This is a genomic window from Streptomyces sp. NPDC101225 (assembly GCF_044767585.1).
Lineage (GTDB): Bacteria > Actinomycetota > Actinomycetes > Streptomycetales > Streptomycetaceae > Streptomyces.
The window spans coordinates 1-15,491 of the sequence record NZ_JBIWOE010000081.1; the positions used below are offsets into that span (position 1 = coordinate 1).

At 67.2% G+C, this 15,491-nt stretch carries 7 protein-coding genes; 1 reads left to right on the forward strand and 6 read right to left on the reverse strand.

The features are described from left to right. Positions 1 to 22: 22 nt before the first annotated feature. The 6 genes from ACIRPX_RS45230 to ACIRPX_RS45255 all read right to left on the reverse strand — a co-directional run bounded on the left by ACIRPX_RS45230 (position 23) and on the right by ACIRPX_RS45255 (position 10,748). Entirely contained in the window at positions 23 to 544 is a 522-nt protein-coding gene (locus ACIRPX_RS45230; RefSeq protein WP_404206011.1) for a DUF3710 domain-containing protein, read from the reverse strand. Between the two features lie 245 nt (positions 545 to 789). Further along, a complete protein-coding gene (locus ACIRPX_RS45235; protein WP_404206012.1) occupies positions 790 to 2,031 on the reverse strand; it encodes an IS701 family transposase in 1,242 nt (413 codons plus the stop codon). 133 nt (positions 2,032 to 2,164) lie between these two features. Further along, positions 2,165 to 2,416 carry a hypothetical protein gene (locus ACIRPX_RS45240; RefSeq protein WP_404206013.1) on the reverse strand — a complete coding sequence of 84 codons (252 nt, stop codon included), beginning with the start codon at positions 2,414 to 2,416 and terminating at the stop codon, positions 2,165 to 2,167. A gap of 378 nt (positions 2,417 to 2,794) precedes the next feature. Then, positions 2,795 to 3,067, reverse strand: a complete 273-nt coding sequence (locus ACIRPX_RS45245; protein WP_404206014.1) for a hypothetical protein — start codon at positions 3,065 to 3,067, stop codon at positions 2,795 to 2,797. A 461-nt stretch (positions 3,068 to 3,528) separates the two neighbouring features. After that, entirely contained in the window at positions 3,529 to 3,810 is a 282-nt protein-coding gene (locus ACIRPX_RS45250; protein WP_404206015.1) for a hypothetical protein, read from the reverse strand. After that, on the reverse strand, positions 3,807 to 10,748 hold the full coding sequence (locus ACIRPX_RS45255) for an RHS repeat-associated core domain-containing protein (RefSeq protein WP_404206016.1): 6,942 nt from the start codon (positions 10,746 to 10,748) through the stop codon (positions 3,807 to 3,809). The genes ACIRPX_RS45250 and ACIRPX_RS45255 overlap by 4 nt, the downstream gene beginning before the upstream one ends. A 478-nt stretch (positions 10,749 to 11,226) precedes the next feature. Between ACIRPX_RS45255 and ACIRPX_RS45260 the strand changes: the two genes are divergently transcribed. After that, the gene (locus tag ACIRPX_RS45260) at positions 11,227 to 15,351 is read left to right on the forward strand and encodes a hypothetical protein (RefSeq protein WP_404206017.1); all 4,125 of its coding nucleotides are present in this window, start codon (positions 11,227 to 11,229) and stop codon (positions 15,349 to 15,351) included. Positions 15,352 to 15,491 lie beyond the last annotated feature (140 nt).

The window sequence follows — 15,491 nt, forward strand, 5'->3', positions numbered from 1 at the left end:
CCATGCTCAAGCACCGCACCCTCTACCAACCCGGGCACGAACAAGCAGCCTGACCAAGCCCACAGACCTTGACCGAACAGATAGAAGCACCCCCCTGGGACGCAATCTTCGCCATCAGCTTGCCCCGGACCCGCTCCCACTCCCCGTCCTCCGGTGCGCTGAAGACCTGCAACTGCAGCGAGGTGCCTCCCACATGCACAGTGATGGCCGAGGCAGAGCCTTCGCCCTGCGGATCGATCCCGTCGGACCAGATCCCCATGCCCGCGACGACAGGCACACGCAAGGCGCCAAGGTCAATCCTGTCGCCCGGAACAACAGCACCGCTCTCAGTCGCGGTCTCCACCTCGGTCAGATCCCAGGGCCCCACTTGACCGTCCCGGATCCGCGGGCCAGTGAGTTCTCCCAAGGCCAGGGCTTCCTCAACCCCGTCCTCCGCCCATTCCAACAACGCAGCCAGATCCGGGTCGAAAAGCTGACCGCGCCGCCGCACCGCGTCCAGCAGCGCCGTCAGGTTGTACAGCGTGCCCGCTCTCCTCGCATCCACCTCGACTGCGGCATCGGAGTCGCCCAGTACCCCCAGGGTAAGGAGAACCGCGTCCTCGACAGTGCCCCTAGTGCTCCAGCAGCACTTTGACGTTTTACCTGTTCAGGGGCGGTTTGGGTGAGTGTAGTGGGCCGGTTGTCGGTCCGTGTTCTCTTTCCCGGGCCGCCCCTCGATCGTGTGCAGCCGCCGCTGATAGTGACAGCGGCGAGCGACGGCTTGGCGTCGTCTGCGCCAGTGTGACCATCTCAGGGCGCGTGCACTGGTGAGGTGTGGGTGAACGGCGAGGGATGAGTGGCCAGTTGCCAGGAGCCGCCGAACTTCTGCCACGGTGAGGGGCGCGAGGCAGGAACCGTTTCTGCTGCCCCTTTTACCGCGGCGTCGGCGGCCATGACGGCCAGGAACGCGTGCGCCAGCATGGCCAGCGTGATGTGCCGCATCCAGCCGGTGTAGCGGCGGACTTCGTACTGATCGAGGCCGCATTCGTTCTTCGCGGCCTGGAAGGCTTCTTCGATGGCCCAGCGCATCCCGGCGACGCGTACGAGGTGCTCGACCGTGGTGCCGAGCGGTGCGTGGGCGAGGTAGTAGGCGATCTCTTCGGGCTTGCTGATGCTGCGGCGTGCCAGTGCCCATCGCTGGTGGGTGGGCATCTCGCCGTCGAAGTCCTCGATGGATGTGATCTGCAGGGCGGCCCAGTGGTAGACCCGCGGGCCCTTTGCGCCGTCAGCGCACGACCGTTGCTCCCATGCTTCGTCGGGCGCCTGGGAGAAGAGGTGATCGACGCGGCCGAAGTGCGGCACCTGCTGGGACTTGGGGACCGCGAGCACATATCCCAGGCCGGTCTCCTCCAGCATGCGGCGCAGCCGCCACTCCTGGCCGTAGGCCGCATCTGCGGTCACCCAGGCGATCGGCAGCGGTGAGGCGATCGCGCGCAGCACCATGGTCTTGGCCAGGTCGGGCTTGGTGGCGAAGGCCCGCTCGTCGGGGATGTGGGCGGCGCGGCAGCGGTCGCGGTCGTCGGTCCAGGACTTGGGCAGATACAACTCCCGGTCCACCAGGGCGCGTCCGCGGGCGGTGGCGTAGGCGGCGAACACGCCGATCTGGCAGTTCTCGGTGCGGCCGGCGGTGCCGGAGTACTGGCGCTGCACACCGGCCGAGGTGGTGCCTTTCTTGAGGAAGCCGGTGTCGTCGAGGATGAGGATTCCGTCGGGCCCGGCGAGTCGTTCGGCTACGTAGTGCTGGAGATCGTCGCGGAGCTCGTCGGCGTCCCAGCGGGCGCCGTTGAGGAGCCGTTGAAGGCGGTCGGGTGTGCGGTGTCCGGCGTATTCGGCCAGCTGCCAGCCGTTTTTGCGGCCGACCGGGCCCAGCAGTCCACGGATGTAGTCACGCATCCGGCGGCGCGGTTCGACGCGCTTGAAGCGGAGGCCGGTACGCAGGAACAGTTCCTCGAGCTCGTCATTCCAGATCTCAACTGCACGCTCGTCGATCACGCCAGGAGGCTGCCCCGACCGCTGTCACTATCAGCGGCGGCTGCACACGATCGAGGGGCGGCCCGGGAAAGAGAACACGGACCGACAACCGGCCCACTACATTCACCCAAACCGCCCCTGAACAGGGAAAACGTCAAAGTGCTGCTGGAGTACTAAAACGCGCTACACCAGGGCCGCGAAACAAGCCGCGCACAATCTCCTCGACCCTGGCGACCTCGTCCGGCCGCCATTCCATCGCCTCAAGCACCCACAGGGCATAACCCTGCGCGATCACCAAGGGCGGCGACATGCGGTACCAGGAGGCAGCGGCGTACACAACGCCCTCGGAATCGACCGGTTCACCCTGCTCGAACCGTCGCAGGACGGCTCTGGCCTCGTCCTCCACGCTGCTCCTCCTATATTCTGAGTCCGCCGCCCACATCGGTGTCACCACCACCGTCTACGCCTATGTACGTCTCCGCCTCCACCGAGACGCCATGACGGCGCTCGGCAACGCCCTCAACCGCCCCTGATACACGGCACGGCGACGGCGGCGAACAGCCCTGGTGTCCGCCGCCGTCGCCGCTGAGGCTGAAAGGGTGGGGTGACAGGCTACGGAGGCTCCAGACCGAGTCCGTACCGGTCGCTGACAGTGAGGTAGTGAAACGTAAGTGCCGGTACCATCCAACGATGGACGATCGTAATCCGAAACCAGAGAAGGCCCACCAGCACTGCGACTGCTGGGCCCTCTAAGTTCCGTCACAATCTCAACGAGGCTATCGCCTCACTTTCGACCGCTGTACCACCCCTCTACCTGGTCGGCGATTTCCTCCACTGCCTCTGATCCGATGGCCTTCTCCAGGGAGTCACCCACAAATTCACGGGCTCGAGCCAGTCGGGCAGGGAGGCCGTACTCCACCACATACTCAAGAAGTATGCACGGGTCTTCTCCTGCCCCAACACGTGACAGTACCCGATCCAGAGAAACTACGTACTCCTCCAAATCTCGGAACAAATCGGTGAATCCCACCAGCTCTACCGGGATGTCCTGAGTCACGTCCGTCACCTTTTAACCTGAATGTTCTCGACCACTAGATCCCCATCAGCGACCCATTCGGTGATGCCCATCGTCGAATTGCATCTCGACTGACCCGGCTGACGGGAACGTCGAATTCGAGCACGTGATTTCCCCTACCTCAACCGATCCCCAGCTTGCCCTCGGCGTCACGTGGACTCATCTCGACTTTCCCTTAGCTGGAACGAGGAAGCCCTTGTTCTCGTCACTCGCCCTGATGACCTTGCTCTGGCAGATTCGCACCTTGCCCCGCGAACTCGCGCAATGCCGCACCCGAATCATCTCTTCAGCGGCATCATCACCACCTGAAGGAAAGTTGTGGACGAGGACCGGAGTGGCGCCTGACAGCACATAGTACGTGTGGAGGGCGAGCGATTGTTGCCTGCAAGTCACCTGACCGTAAGCCACTTCCACCAAACGATCGATCAAGCCAGCAGCTCGAGTTATTTGAGATGTTCACAGTAGGCATCGAAAGCCACGTCACTCATGTTCCTGACCTCGAACTCTGTGAGCCATCGAGTTTTCGAAGCGATATGGGCTATCTCTTCCCCTACAGCAACGAGGACCACTGGCAGCTCATCGGGATTTTCAGTCACACTGATAGCAACCTGAATGGCTTTTTCAGTATCCAGGGTCGAGAGCCGAAGTAGCGCGGCAATTCTATCTGCGAGGTCAGCTGATGAGTTCAAGACCACTGAGGCTGACAAGGATACCTGGTCACTCATCCTGGACTCCCGAATAGTTCATTCAACCTATCCGTTACCTGTTCTGTCACCGGCTTCGGGAGATGGACCGTGTGGTGCGCCTTGTTTCTACCCGTCTGCTCCACCCTGAAGCCTCTCTCCCTTACCGCGCCCACCGTCGTCGAGCGATACTCGCCTGATTCCTTGATCTTCGGAGGCAGGCGAGTCGATGTTGATATCCCATGGGGGAAATCGTGCTGTTCGGCGTTGGCGGCATCCGCCGCCAGTTTCTCCGTGGTTTCTGGGCCACTACCGAAGCGATAGAGAGTGGTTGCGTCAGCAATTTCTTCGCAGTTGTGGACGAGGACCGGAGTGGCGCCTGCCAGCACATAGTACGTGTGGAGGGTGCCGACGGTGAGGTCGTAGGTCGTTTTGTGCTGGTGGAAGTTGTGGACCGCGGTGACGGTGATCGTGGTGCCGTCGGGGCGGCGGAGTTTGGTGCCGGGGGTGAGGTTGCGGGCGTCGGTCCAGCGGTGGTGTACGGCGTCCCAGAAGGGATGGTGCCAGGTGGTGGTGAGGGTCTGGCGCTGGTGTTTGCCGGTGTGGGGCGGGCCGCGGACCGGGGTGGTGTCCAGGGTCAGCGTGGTGAAGTCGCGGTCGGTGTGGGTGACGATGACCTGCTGGACCTTCTCCGGTGCGGTGATGCCGGTCTGCGGGTCGGTGGCCAGGACGGTGTCACCGGTCTTGATGTAGCTGATGGGTTTGGAGGAGCCGTCGGCCAGGCGGACGCCGGTCGTCGCGACGAAGCTGTGGACGGCGCAGCTGGCTGCTTCGGTGCCGGCGCTCTCGGCCTCGCGTGCTTCGGCGAGTGCGCGTTCGGCGTCGAGGGCGCCGTCGGCGATCTTCGCCGCTTCTTCGGCGTCCTTGACGGCGGTGTAGGCGTGGTCGAGGGCGCGCCAGACCTTGAGCGCTTCGATGCCGACCTTGATGGCTTTGAAAACCTTGCCCCACGGGACGGCGGTCAGGGCCGTGTTGACGCAGCCCATGACGTCGCCCTTGGTGAAGCAGTTGTAGGCGTCGGTGAGGCCGATGACGTCTGCGACGAGGTTGAGCAGGTGGTGCTTGAATCCGGAAACCTGCTTCTTCGCGGCGGCGACGCTCGCCTCCGCGGTGGCCTTGGCGCGTGCCAGGGCCCGGGATTCGGCCTGGGGGTCGTAGGTCTTCTTGTTGATGTTGCCGCCGTTGGCCCCTTCGCCGTGACCGAGGCGGTGTCCGTCGGTGCAACTGCCGTGGTGGCAGTAGGCGTGGTTCGAGCCGCCGGGGTCGACGGGACCGGTGTCCACGTAGCGCTTGGGGTTGTTCTTGCTGGTGCCGGTGCCGCCGATGGGGTAGCCGACGCCGCACTGGTCGGCCATACACAGGCCGGAGGGGTCGGAACTGGTGACGGGGGTGTCGTCGGCGTAGTCGTAGGCGTTCCACGACTGAGGGTCGCCGGCATTCAGCAGCGGGTCGGGGGCGAGGAAGCGTCCGATGGTGGGGTCGTATTCGCGGGCGCCGAGGTTGGTCAGACCCGTGTTGTCGTCCTGGGTGCCACCGACGAAGCCCCGTTGCCCCGCACTCCAGGTGCCGGTCTGGTCGCGTTGCTCGCCGAAGGGTTTGTACTGGCGGCGGGTGACGGCCTGGGTCTGGGAGTCGACGGCGAGGGTGCCGGTGCCCTGCCGGTCGGGGATCAGGTAGGTGAAGTGGCCGTCGGAGGAGTGGGTGGCCACGGTCTGGCCGGCGATGGAGATGTAGCGCAGGCCGTCGCAAGTGGTGGCGCCCTTGTTGAGGGTGATCTCCTCGTCGCCGTTGTAGAGGGTGGTGGCGTCAGGGCTGCGGCGCAGCAGCAGGTTTCCGTCGGCGTCGTAGAGGTAGTTCGTGTCACCGGCGGAGCCCGTCGATGACAGCTGCGACAGGTGGTCCTCGTCGTCGTAGGTGAGGGTGTCGGTGCCCGAACGGGTGGTGCGGGTGAGGACGTTGCCGTTCTCGTCGTAGGTGTAGGCGTTGGTGGTGTTCGCCGTCGCGTCGCCCGGCACCACCTTGTCCACCTGGGCCACCGCGTGGGCCGGGCCCGCGCCCGCCGCGACGGGGGTGTAGGAGGACGTCGCGTCGTGGGAGGTGTTCCCCGACGGGTCGTGGTCGACCTGCTGGGAGCGGGCGCCCGTGGCGTCGTAGCTCCAGGTCTGCCAGTACGGGGACGGGCCGCCCACGGTGGTGGACGATCCGGGCGCGGGGGTCGCGGCGCAGTCGTCCGTGGCCGTCCACGCCGCCTTCAGGCGCTGGGCCCAGTCGTAGCCGAAGCACTGGGTGTCGGTGCTGCCCGTCTCCAGCTTGTCGGTGATCTTGGTGACGTTGCCGGAGGGCTGGTAGGCGTAGGAGGTCTTGTCGGCGATCGCCGCGCCGGACTGGGTGATGGTGGTGGAGCCGGTCAGGCGGTGGGTCTGGTCGTCGTAGGTCAGCGTCTGCTGGGCGAAGTTGCCGGAGGTGCCGTAGGTGAACTGCTGCGGCTCGTCGAACTCGGTGTAGGTCAGTCCGCTGACGTAGGCCCACCCATTGGTGTCGCCCCCCACGCCGATGGGGCGGTCGTAGGCGTCGTAGGTGTAGGAGACCGTCTCCTTCGGGAGCGTGACGGTGGCGGGGTCCTGGTCGGTGTAGGACTGCAGGGTGCCGGTGTAGTTGAAGCGGTTCTGGTGCAGGTAGTTGCCCGCCAGGGCGCCCTCGGAGGCCGGGACGACCAGTTCGGTGGCCTGTGCCCAGCCGTGGCTGTCGTAGCGGAGGACCTTGCTGGTGTACGCGGAGCCGCTGGTGCCGCCCACGTAGCGGGTGGAAGAGGTGGGCTTGCCCTTCTTCAGCGTGTCGTAGGTCCAGGCGGCCAGCTCGTTGCCGGTGGAGGGGGTCGCGCCGCCGGTGGTGTCGTACTCGGCCGTCTTGCGGCCCAGCTCGTCGTAGCCGTAGCTGACGGTCTTGCCGCGCGCGTCGGTGGTGGACAGCAATTGGCCGGCGTTGTCGTAGGTCGAGCTGGAGGTGCCGGTGTCCGGGTCGGTCTGGGAGGTGCGCCGGCCGAGCAGGTCGTAGTGGCTGCTCCAGGTGTGGCCCTGGCCGTCGTCCTGGCCGATCTGGTGGCCAGCGGCGTCGTAGGAGTAGGTCGCGGTGTCCGCCGTGCCGGTGGGTGAACTGCCGTGGTAGCGCAGCAGCTTGACCGTCTGGCCGCGCGCGTCCGTGTACGTCGTCGTCGGGGTGGACCCGGCGGGCGGGGTGACGTCGACGCGGTCCGAGCCGGGGTAGGCGGTGGTGGTGCGCCAGGTCTCGGTCGCGAAGTGGTAGGCGATGGAGGCGGTGACGCGGCCCGCGCCGTCGTAGACGGTCCCGGTCTGGGACGGGGTCTGGTTGTCGGCGGCGTCCACCAAAGTGCCGGAGGGGGCGCCGCTGTTGTAGTACGGGTCGGAGCTGGACACCGCCCAGCCGTGGCTGTCGTAGACGGTGTCCGTGATGACCCGGCCGCCGTCCACCGTCGCCGTCTGCGTCTCCCGCGGGCGCAGCATCGCGTCGTAGAGGGAGATGGAGGTGCGATAGGTGTTGTCGTCGAGCAGGGTCCGGGTGGTGACCGTCGACGGGGCTTTCGGGTCGAGGTCGTAACTGTAGGTGGAGTTGGCGTTGTTGCTGGTGGAGAAGCCCGGGTTCCACACGGCGGTCAGCCGGCCCAGCGGGTCGTAGGTGCTGGTGGTGGAATAGCCGGCGGCGTCGGTGGTCTTCAGATCCAGCCCGCGCCCCGGGTCCACGGTGGTCGTGGTGGCGAAGCCCGCCGTCTGTCCGGTGACCTTCGGCCGGGTGACCTTGATGGAGGTCGGTGCGGCGCCGGTGGCGGGTGTGTAGGCCGTGGTGGTGACGCGGTCGTCCGCGTCGGTCTCGGTGAGTTCACGGCCGTAGGAGTCGTAGGTGTTCTTCAGCGCGGTGATGTAGTGCGCGGTGCCGTCGCTGGTGACCGAGTCGGCCTTCTGCACCATCGTCACGTCGCCCTTGCCGGGCGGCGCCGTGTTGTCGGTGGAGTTGTCGAAGAAGGTCAGATCGTCACTGATCAGGTCACCCGGATAGGACGGGGTGGCACTGCAGGCGACGGCGACCTGCTGGACCCGGCGCGGTGTGGGCAGGGTGTTGCCCGAGGCGTCCTTGGCGTACCAGGTGCGGGTGCACTGGTCGTCCGCCGAGGTCGAGGTGTCGCCCTTGTCGTCCACGGCCGTGGGGAGGCCGGTGGCCGCGTCGAGGGTGTAGTCGGTCTCGGTGGTGCGCTGGGTGCCGTCCGCCTTGGTCGTGAGGGCGCGGCTGCGCTTGATGTTGACGCGGTGGGCGACCAGTGCGTCCAGGCCCGCCTTGGTGCGGGACTGGGTCGCGGTGGCCGGTGAACTCCACGGATCGGTGATCTCGTCCGACAGCAGGGCGCCGCCGTCGCCGTTGAATCCCTCGGTCTCGAAGGCCTGGCCGGCCAGCCAGTCCGAGTCCTTCTGCGCATCGTCGCCGGCGTGGTCGTCGAGGGTGACGCTGCGGGTGCCGGAGGCGGTCTTGTCGCCGTCCATGCCGCGGAAGTACGTCTGCCGCAGCAGTGTGATCTTCGCCGGGGAGGTGCCGGTGCGGGTCTCGACCGTGCCGTAGCCGCGCCACTGGTTCCAGGTGCGGTACTTGGCCTGGGTGAGCGGGTCGTCGTTGAAGTGCCATGCCGGGTCGCCGACGTAGCTGTAGGACGTCTGGACCGGCAGGCCGCCCGCGGTCGGGTCCTGAGTGGTCACCGAGTTGACGACGAACTTGTTGAACCAGTCCAGCTGCGGGGAGGTCTGGCCCGGCGGGGTCCAGTACGACGGGTAGCAGCGGTAGGTGTTGGCGTCCGGGCTGGAGGGCAGCACCGTGCCGCCCTGGCGGTGGCACTGGGGACCCGTGTAGTTGACGGCGATCACTTCGCCGGACTCGGTGGTGACGGTGGTCAGCCGGTAGCGGGTGATCGGCTGGTAGCCGTCCAGGCCGTCGACGCGGTTCGCGAGCGCCTGCCCGGCGAACTTCACCGGGGGCAGGGCGAGGCTGCCGCCGTCCTTGCCGGTGTGGGTGATGGACGACAGCCACAGCGCCGGTGTGGTCGTGTCGCCGGTGGCGGGGAAGGTGTGGGTCAGCGACCAGGCGTCCACGTCCTGGTAGGCGGTGCCGACCAGGACCTGGGTGCGGATGCCGGTCAGGCGTTTGGTGGTGAAGAACGCCGGACCGTGGTTGTCGCAGCTCCCCGACGAGGAGCAGGTCTGGTCGACGGGGACGTCGGGCCAGTGCGAGGCGTTGGCCGTCGTCATCTTCGCGGCGGCGCAGTCGAAGTCGGCATCGGGCAGGCAGCGCTCGGCGGTGTCGAAGAGGACCTGCGCGGCGGCGGGCGCGTTCGTGGTGTCGTAGACGCTGTCCGCCAGCTGCCCGTACTGCACCTTGGCGAGGTAGCCGCCGCGGGTGTACGGGGTGGCGGTGGTGGTGTTGTCACGGCCGTAGTAGCCGGTCTCGGGGGTGTACCAGTAGCTGAGGGCGTTGCCGTGGGTGTCGACGACGTAGTCGAGGTTCCAGCGGTAGCCCTGCTGGCACCAGGAGGCGGCGAAGGTGGAGGCGTGGCACGGTTCGCCGGTGTCGTTGCCGTAGACGGGGGTGGTGAAGACGGAGTCGGTGGTCGGGTCGCCCGATGCCCAGCCGGGCAGGCGGTTGCGGCCGAAGTAGTAGCGGGTGCCGTCGGCGGTGGTGACGACGAAGTATTCGTGGTCGTTGTCCCCGTTGACCGTGTCGGTCTTGATCTCGATCTTCTCGCCGTTGTCGCCCTGCGGGTGCCAGGTGTCCGTCTTGTCGTCGTGGACAAGGGTGTTGGACGAGCCGTTCAGTGAGAGCGTGAGGCTCTGGGCGGTGTCCGACCAGCACTCGTCGGACGTCTTGGGGGTGCCGTTCGCCGCGTCGTCCGAACAGGCCGGGTAGGTGCGCTCCACGAAGCCCGGCGAGTAGTCCCAGCCGTCCCCGATCCAGGAGGCCTGGGCGTTGGTGGAGGAGGTGCGACCGTCCACGCTCTGGGAGTTGTAGCCCAGGGAGACACTCGGACTCAGGCCGCCGGGGACGTCGGGCACGGTGATGGGATACGAGTAGGAGAAGGCACCGCTGGAACCGCCGCCCGACCACTGGCCGGACGGGGACAGCGAGGTGGCCGCGTAGGTGCCGCCGCCGCCGGAGGTGCCGGCCACGGCGGCCAGCACCATCGGCTGCGCGGTGGCGGACTGCCGGACGCCGGGCGCGGAGGTCGTGGTGGGCAGTGCCACGTCGGCCGATACCGTCCGGGACGTGGTGCTGTTGGCGGAGGCCAGGGGACTTCGGGTACGGCAGGCCGGCTTGCCGGGAGTGGTCAGCGCGCAGGCCGGCAGCCGCACCAGGTGAAGGCGCGCGGCCCAGTCGCCGCCGTACGCGTCCTTGAACGCCGAGTAGTCCAAGCTGAGGTGAGCAGCGCCACCGCGGGTCCCGGCGACGGGCTGAACGGCGAGGACCACGCCGCGCAGCCCGAGCTTCTGAGCGGCCGCCTGGCCCGCCATGCGCACGTGCAGCTTCGTGCCCGGTCGCACGCCGTGTCCCTTCCCCGCGACGGCGGCGAGGGTCACCGGCAGTCGGCCCGCGTGCCGGGCGGTGGCGCCGAGGCCCGGCACCACCACGTCGGCACTGCCTTCCGAGGGCCAGGTCCTGCGCGCCGTGCCCGGTCTCCAGCGGGTCATCCGCGGACCAGCGGCCGCCTTGCCCTTGACCGGCGTCACCGGAATGGAGTGTTCCTTCTTCGCCTTGACGAGGTAATCGGGCCGGTGCTCCGCGGCGAATGCGGCCTGGGCATCGACCAACCCTGCCAGGAGTCCGAGTGTGGTGACGAAGACGATCCAGAACGCGGGAACCTTCCGCATCCGCATCGCTCGTCCGTAAATCCGCCACGGCGAATTCCGACGCACCTCTGACCCCCCAATTCAGCGTGACTGCCGAAGGGATATTCGATCAGCGTGAAGCCGGTTTTCACAGGGCCTCCACAGTATGGATCATGCATAGAGATCACCATGAACAACACCGGAAACGGTCAAGAACCGCCAGGTCTGGCTTGAATTCACCCATGGAACGCCGTGCCACCCCAAGAAAACCCCCATCACGCAAGATCAACGACAAGTTGCACATAACACTCACATGTTCCGTGATGAAAGGGGGACGGGCATCCGGTCGGCCGGTTGTCGGTTTGGCTCAATCACAGGTAGCCTCCTCGCGCCTATCGGCTCTTTTCTCATCGGACGCCACACTGGGGGATAGATGTCCGACCTTTTCCGACCGCGCCGTGCGAACAGATCACACAAAAAGAAGCCGCGAATACCGGGCCTTCTTCTGGCTACGGTCTCCGTGACCGCACTGGCACTGTCTCTGACGCCCGCCCTCCCCGCCGCCGCTGACACAGGCGGTAGGCCACCGGTCTCCACGCCGGCCCCGGCTCTGCCCGAAAGCCACCCCGACGGCCCCCTGGGCACCACACGTGCCACAGACGACTCAGGGCTGACCAAGGACCAGCAGGCGGCGCTGGCAGCCGCGCAGAGCGAGGCAGCCTCCACCGGCAGCCCCGTGCAGGTGGGAGCGCTGACCAGCGAGACCGCCACCGTCCAGGCCAACCCTTCGGGTACGGTCACCTGGACCACCAGCCTGCTGCCCGAACGCGTCCGGAAGAACGACGCGTGGGTACCCGTCGACGCCACCCTCCAGCGGAACGGCGACGGCAGCTACAGCCCCGAAGCAGCGGCCGAGCCCCTGACCTTCTCCGGAGGCGGCAGTGCACCTCTGGTGTCCATGACCAGCGGCAGGGCGAAGCTGGCCTTCTCCTGGCCCCGGTCGCTGCCCGAGCCGAGCGTGTCCGGCGCCACCATCACCTACCCCGACGTCCTCAAGGACGTGGACCTCCAGCTGACGGCCAACACCCTCGGCGGGTTCTCCGAGTTGATCGTCGTCAAGACCGCCAGAGCCGCCGGCGATCCCGCCCTGGCCACACTGCAACTCACCACCCACGCCACCGGGGTGAGCGTCTCCGACGACGGCCACGACAACCTGCAGGCCGCCACGCCCGCGGGCCAGGTCATGTTCAGCGCGCCCCAGCCTGTGATGTGGGACTCCTCGACCAGCGGCGCCTCCACCCAACTGCTCGCCGCCCCCGTCGACTCCGCCGACCCGGCGCACCCCGACACCGCAAGCGCCCACGCCGACACCGCAAGCGCCAAGGACAGCTCGTCCGGGCCCGGCGTCGGCGCCCAGGTGGCCCGGGTCTCCGACGACGTCACCGGTAGCACCCTGTCCCTGAGACCGGACCGCAAGCTCCTCGCCGGAGCCACCACCCGCTACCCCGTCTACATCGACCCCACCTGGAACCCGCACTACGCCTCGGGCAAGAAGCAGCACTACGTCGAAACCCAGCAGGGCTGCCCGACGGCGAAGAACTACGACTCCACCCAGTACGGCGACCCCGGCGTCGGCTACAACAGCTGGTCCGGCTGCATCGGCATCGAGCGCTCCTACTTCCAGCTCGGCATCCCCTCCACCGTCTGGGGCACCCACATCGTGTCCGCCACGGTCAACGCCACGGAGAACTACTCGGCCAGCTGCAGCCTCTCCTCCACCATCAAGCTCTACCTCACCGGCGCGATCGGCTCCTCCACCACGTGGAACAGCAAACCCGGCCTGTCGAGTTACCTGACGAGCAAGAGCTTCGGTCCCGCCTGCAGCAGCGAACCCTCCGGTGGATTCTCCGTCACCTCCACCATCGCGAAGAAGGCCGCCGCACACGACTCCAGCTGGACCTTCGCCCTGGTCAACAGCCACGACGGCAGCGGCGACGGCGCCTACTTCAAACGCTTCGCGAACAATCCCTCGATGTCGATCGAGTACAACCACGTCCCCGCCAAGCCGGGCAGTCTGGCCGCCAAGTTCGGCAGCCACTCGGTCGGCTGCGGCACCACCGCCCCGTACCCGGTCATCGGCAAGACCCTCGTCACCACACCACCGACCCTCAACGCCACGGTCAGCGACGGCGACAAGGACGCCCTGGCGGCGACCTACACGTACTGGGTCAACGGCGGCAGCTCCACCACGACCACCAGCGCCACCGTCTCCAGCGGATCGAACGCGCCCAAACAGCTCTCCTCGTCGTTCATGAGCGGGCTGAAGACCGGTGACACCGTGGGCTGGAACGTCCACTCCAGCGACGGCAAGGACACCAGCCCGACCTCCTCCAGCTGCCACTTCACCGTCGACCTCACCGCACCCGCCGCGCCGGCCATCGAGGACAAGGACGGCACCTACCCCGAGGACTCCCCCGGCATCACACCCGCCGGCACCCCGGGCCACTTCACGCTCAGCACCAACAGCGCGGCCAAGTTCCTCTACCGCCTCGACGTCAGCCCGCCCACCTCCAACACTCCCGCCTCCGCGGTGGCCACGGCCTCCGGCAACGCCGCCACGATCTCCGTCACACCGACCGCTCCCGGCACACACACCCTGTACGTCTACGCCGTCGACTCCGCCGGGAACGTCTCCACCCAGCAGCAGTACCAGTTCACCGCCCTCGGCCACACCGGCAAGACCTACAGCAGCCTCCAGGACGCCTTCAACAACACCGCCGTCACCGACAACAGCGACCAGTCGGCCGCCGACGCCGACGGAATCGGCGCCACCATGTCGCTGCAGGACCTCAAGGCGGTCGGCTGGCAGCCCGGCGGCAAGATCACCGTGGACGGCGCCACCTTCACCCTTCCCGACTTCACGTCCGCCTCCGGCGACAACGTCATGGCCGCCAACCAGTCCATCCAGATGAACGGCAGCGGCCGCGCACTGGTCTTCCTCGGCTTCTCCACCTACGGATTCGTCAGCTCCCAGCACGCCGACGACGACTACTCCAGCCCCTCCGTGCCCGACGGAACCTCCGTCAGCGGCACCCAATGCACTCTCGGCAACGGCCAGTACGAAGACTGCCGGGCCGGCGGCCCCTACGGCTCCGTCACCTACGCCGACGGCACCACCTCCGCATACCACCTCACCGTCCCCGACTGGGTCTACGGCTCCAACGCCCTGGCCGCCGTCACCCTCCCCCACCGCAACCACAGCAGCGGAAGCCAGGAGACCCGCAGCACCAACATCTACGCCTTCGCGGTCCCCCTCAGACCCGGCGCCCGGATCAGCGACGTCACCCTCCCCGACCTCAGCGATGCCGCCCGCCAGGACGTCCCCGGACTCCACCTGTTCGGCATGGCCCTCCGCGACACCGCCACCGCTCCCGACGGCGCGAAATGGACCGGCGCGTGGAGCGCCCCCAACGAGGGCGCGTTCAACTACGAGAACACCGACTACAAGGACCAGACCTTCCGTATCGCGGCCGACCCCAGCGTCGCCGGCTCCAGCGTCCGCATCAGGCTCTCCAACGCCCTCGGCCGCACCCCACTGACCATCGACCACACCACCATCGCCACCCAGTCCTCCGGCGCCGCCCCCACCACGACACCCATCGACCTGACCTTCAACGGCGGCAGCAAAAACGTCACGATCCCGGCCGGGGGCGAGGTCTACAGCGACCCCACCGACCACGCCGCCACACCCGGCAAACGCATCATGATCAGCATTCACCTGGTCAACGACGTGCCCTACCTCGTCCAGCACAGCTGGGCGGCCGCCACCACCCAGTACGTCAGTGCCGTCGGCTCCGGCGACCACACCACCGACACCACCACAACCGCCTTCACCGGCACCGGCGTGACATGGGGCTGGTTCACCGACATCCTCACCGGCATCGACGTCACCACCAGCGGTGACCAGCCCACCATCGCCGTCCTCGGCGACAACCTCACCGACCCCTTCGCCGACGGCACCACACCCGGCCTCACCACTCCGCGTCTCCCCGACACCCTGGCCACCGCCCTCCAGACCAACGACCAGAACATCCCCGACTACGGCGTCGTCGCCTCCGGCATCGAGAACAACCGCCTCGCCACGGAGCAGTCCGGCCGAGGCGGACCCGCCGTCCTCACCCGCCTCGACCGAGACGTCCTGTCACTTCCCGGCATCACCACGGTCATCGTCGACGAAGGACTGCAGGACATCGTCGCCGGCACCGACGACATCGACCTCCAGCAGGCCTACGGCCAACTCCTCGACCAGCTACGCGGATGGGGCGTCAAGGTCGTCCTCACCACCCTCACCCCCTGCCATGGATACGACCCCTGCACCACCGACGCGGACACCAACCGCGTCACCACCAACACCTGGATCACCGACCAAGTCGACTTCTCCACCCCCACGGTCACCTGCCTCGACGCCGAACAGGCGGTCGCCGTCCCCGACCCCGACAGCACCGAAGACCCCGCGACGCTGATCCTCAACGCCGGCGCCGCACCCAGTGACTACGACACCGGCGACCACATCAACCTCACTCCCGACGCCTACAAGACCATTTCGGACACCATCGACCTGACCACCCTCGGCCCCGACGACTGATGCGATGAAGGAGCGGGGCCTCCCGCTCCGGCCGGGTGCGGACGATGCTCGGTCCAGGAGAAGAAGTAACCGTCCACAGGCAGGAGGCCCCTGATGGACCGTGAGCAAGCCTACGACGGACCCCAGATCGTGGGCATGGA